General features: G+C 57.5%; 4 protein-coding genes. 3 read left to right on the top strand and 1 reads right to left on the bottom strand.

The genetic code is table 11. The annotated features are described in order from the left end of the window. Positions 1–153 precede the first annotated feature (153 nt). Entirely contained in the window at positions 154–558 is a 405-nt protein-coding gene (gene fur, locus AC1DLB_RS24615; protein ID WP_003197684.1) for a ferric iron uptake transcriptional regulator, read from the top strand. 75 nt (positions 559–633) lie between these two features. On the opposite strand, the gene recN is transcribed toward fur, so the two are convergent. Continuing rightward, positions 634–2,307: a DNA repair protein RecN gene (gene recN, locus AC1DLB_RS24620; protein WP_018929474.1), complete on the bottom strand. Its 1,674-nt coding sequence runs from the start codon at positions 2,305–2,307 to the stop codon at positions 634–636. Between the two features lie 241 nt (positions 2,308–2,548). Here recN and grpE point away from each other — a divergent pair, with 241 nt between their 5' ends. Further along, positions 2,549–3,115 carry a nucleotide exchange factor GrpE gene (grpE, locus tag AC1DLB_RS24625; RefSeq protein WP_064616139.1) on the top strand — a complete coding sequence of 189 codons (567 nt, stop codon included), beginning with the start codon at positions 2,549–2,551 and terminating at the stop codon, positions 3,113–3,115. A gap of 102 nt (positions 3,116–3,217) precedes the next feature. Further along, on the top strand, positions 3,218–3,685 hold a 468-nt coding region (locus AC1DLB_RS24630), incomplete at its 3' end, for an Hsp70 family protein (RefSeq protein WP_477785804.1).

Genomic DNA, 3,685 nt, shown 5'->3' on the forward strand with positions numbered 1-3,685 from the left:
AGTGCGAGCAGTCCCACAAAGGTGAAACTGGTTAGCAAGAGCTTGGTGTTTTGCATCGGTGGGCGACTTCCACTATCTTGGCTGGGACAACGTAAACGCCGATCATACCCGCATTAAGAGAAGCTGCGAAGYAGCATCGCGAGAAAGCTGACCATGGTTGAAAATAGCGAACTACGCAAAGCCGGCCTCAAAGTGACCCTTCCACGGGTCAAAATTCTGCAAATGCTCGATTCCGCCGAGCAACGCCACATGAGTGCCGAGGACGTCTACAAAGCACTGATGGAGGCTGGTGAGGACGTCGGTCTGGCCACGGTTTACCGTGTTCTGACCCAGTTCGAGGCAGCTGGCCTTGTGGTGCGGCACAACTTCGACGGAGGCCATGCGGTCTTCGAACTGGACGACGGCAAGCATCACGACCATATGGTCAACGTCGAGACCAGTGAAGTGATCGAATTCTTCGACGAAGAAATCGAGCGGCTGCAGAAAGCAATCGTCGACAAGTATGGCTTCGAGATGGTCGATCACAATCTTGTACTGTACGTGCGCAAGAAAAAGTAAGCATGTCGCGCGAACTTCAGGTTCGCGAAACGAACGAAGGCGACCTCAGGGTCGCCTTCGTGCTTTCTGCCCTTCTTAGATTTTCGCGGTAACAACCATTTTCTTCGCGTGAGCCAGGGACTCCTTGGTGAGGTCGATGCCGCCGAGCATCCGTGCCACTTCTTCGACACGATCATTCTTGCTCAGCTTGGAGACGGCTGTGTGCGTGGCATCTTCACCGCGGACCTTGTGCACAAATAGATGTTGATGCCCCTGCGCCGCCACTTGCGGCAAGTGCGTCACGGTCAGAACCTGCCCGCGCTCCCCGAGGCGTCGCAGCAACTGGCCGACAATCTCGGCGGTCGGGCCGCCAATACCTACGTCCACTTCGTCGAACACCAGCGTCGGTACGCGGGAGGTCTGTGCGGTGATCACCTGAATCGCCAGGCTTATACGCGACAGCTCGCCCCCCGATGCCACTTTTGCCAGGGCTTTCAGCGGTTGCCCTGGGTTGGCGCTCACCAGCAGTTCCACTTGTTCTAGCCCGTTGGGCAGCAGTTCATCGCTGCTGTTGGGGCGCAGTTCGATGGTGAAGCGGCCGCCGGGCATGCCCAGGCGCTGGATTTCCTGCTCCACGGCGCTGGCCAGGCTGCTCGACGCTTGATGGCGCAGGTCGCTCAATTCCCGAGCCTTCTCCTGATAATGACGGGCGTAGGAGGCCAGCTCATCGCCCAGGCGTTCGATGGATTCATCGTTGGCATTCAGGGTTTCGATTTCGTCGAGTAGCTTCTGTTGCATCTCGGCGACTTCGGTCGGCTGGATGCGGTGTTTGCGCGCCAGGGTGTAGATCGCATCGAGGCGTTCTTCCAGGTATTGAAGACGTGCCGGGTCTGCGTCGAAATTGTCGAGAAAACGGTTCAATTCGCCCACCGCTTCTTCAACCTGAATCTGCGCGCTGGTCAGCAGGTTGCTGGCTTCACCCAGGGCGCCGATCGAATTGTTCACGCTCGATAGGCGATTGAGGCTGGCGGTCAGTGCGTTCAATACATTGCCGGAATCACTTTCGCTGCATTGTTCGACCACTTGCCGACAAATGCCCAGCAGGGTTTCGGCGTTGGTCAGGTTCTTGTGTTCCTGCTCCAGTTGCTCCAGCTCGCTTTCGCCGAGGCCGAGGTTTTCCAGTTCTTCGAGTTGATAGCTGAGCAACTGATGACGAGCGCGCTGTTCGTCGCCGGAGTTGGAGAGGCGTTCCAGCTCCTGACGGGTCTGGCGCCAGCGTTGGGCGGCCAGTTGCACCTGACGGGCAAGGTCCGTGGCGCCGGCGTACTCGTCGAGCAGGCGGCGATGGGTATCGGTTTTGAGCAGGGATTGGTGTTCGTGCTGGCTGTGGATATCGATCAGCAACTCGCCCAGGGCCTTCAGGTCGCCGAGAGGGCAGGGGGTGCCATTGATATAGCCGCGCGAACGCCCTTCAGCAGTGATCACGCGGCGCAGAATGCACGGGCCGTCGTTCTCGAGGTCGCGTTCGGCCAGCCAGGCGCTGGCTTCAGGGATGTCGATCAGGTCGAAGGTGGCCAGGATGTCGGCCTTGTCGGCCCCCGGGCGGACTACGCCGCTGTCGGCGCGATCACCCAGGGTCAGGCCGAGGGCGTCGAGCATGATCGACTTGCCGGCGCCGGTTTCTCCTGTGATCACGCTCATCCCGCGATCGAGTTCGAGATCGAGATGTTCAACGATGGCGTAGTTGTGTACGGACAGGTGCACCAGCATGAAGGCCGCTCCCAGGCTTTAGGTCTGGTTATTTATACAGTGTTTTGTTTCTGGCTGACAATGCCCCCGCTTAGGTCGATTTGCTTGATTGAAAGAAATCCTTAGCGCGCCTGGGAATGACAAAGCAGTTGTTTTTTGTAGGGTTAATCATCGGATAGCCCTTGAAGCTGAATTTTGCGACCCCATATACCGGGGCAGAAGCGTGAGTTGAGCTCGCGGACGATATTGGAAGGAGAAATCTATGGCTGACGAACAGACAGTGGATACGCAAAATCTAGACGCCAACCAGACCCCCGAGGCTTCGGGTGAAGACCTGGCGGCTCGTGTACAAGTGCTCGAAGAGCAATTGGCTGGTGCGCAGGATCAGGCTTTGCGTGTAGCCGCCGATCTGCAGAACGTCCGCCGTCGTGCCGATCAGGACGTTGAAAAGGCTCACAAGTTCGCCCTGGAAAAATTCGCAGGCGACCTGCTGCCGATCATTGACAGCCTGGAGCGCGGCCTGGAGCTGTCCAACCCTGACGACGAAAACATTCGTTCGATGCGCGAAGGGATCGAGCTGACCCTGAAAATGTTCCAGGACACCCTGAAGCGCTATCACCTGGAAGCCATCGATCCTGAAGGCGAACCTTTCAATGCCTCGCATCATCAGGCGATGGCCATGCAGGAAAGCGCCGACGTCGAGCCAAACAGCGTGCTCAAGGTGTTTCAGAAGGGCTATCAGCTCCACGGTCGCCTGCTGCGCCCGGCCATGGTCGTGGTCAGCAAGGCACCTGCACCGGTTTCGCCTTCGATTGACGAGCAGGCTTGAAATTAGCCGCAAGGCCCCCATTTAGAAGTCAAGCGTTTAAGTGCTACCGCAGTCAGCCACCACTACTGCGGCATCCAAATCCAAAGTTTCGGGAGAGTGAACATGGGCAAAATTATCGGTATCGACCTGGGGACTACCAACTCCTGCGTCTCCGTGCTGGAAAACGGCAAGGCCAAAGTTATTGAAAACGCTGAAGGCGCGCGTACCACGCCGTCGATCATCGCTTATGCCAACGATGGCGAAATCCTGGTTGGCCAGTCGGCCAAGCGTCAGGCAGTGACCAATCCGCATAACACCCTGTACGCGGTGAAGCGTCTGATCGGTCGTCGTTTCGACGAAGAAGTCGTACAGAAAGACATCCAGATGGTCCCTTACAAGATCGTCAAGGCTGACAACAGCGACGCCTGGGTTGAAGTGAACGGCCAGAAAATGGCACCGCCACAAATCTCGGCTGAAATTCTGAAGAAAATGAAGAAGACCGCCGAAGACTACCTCGGCGAGCCTGTGACCGAAGCGGTGATCACCGTTCCGGCCTACTTCAACGACAGCCAGCGTCAAGCCACCAAAGAC

This window comes from Pseudomonas sp. 05N434 (assembly GCF_056396965.1).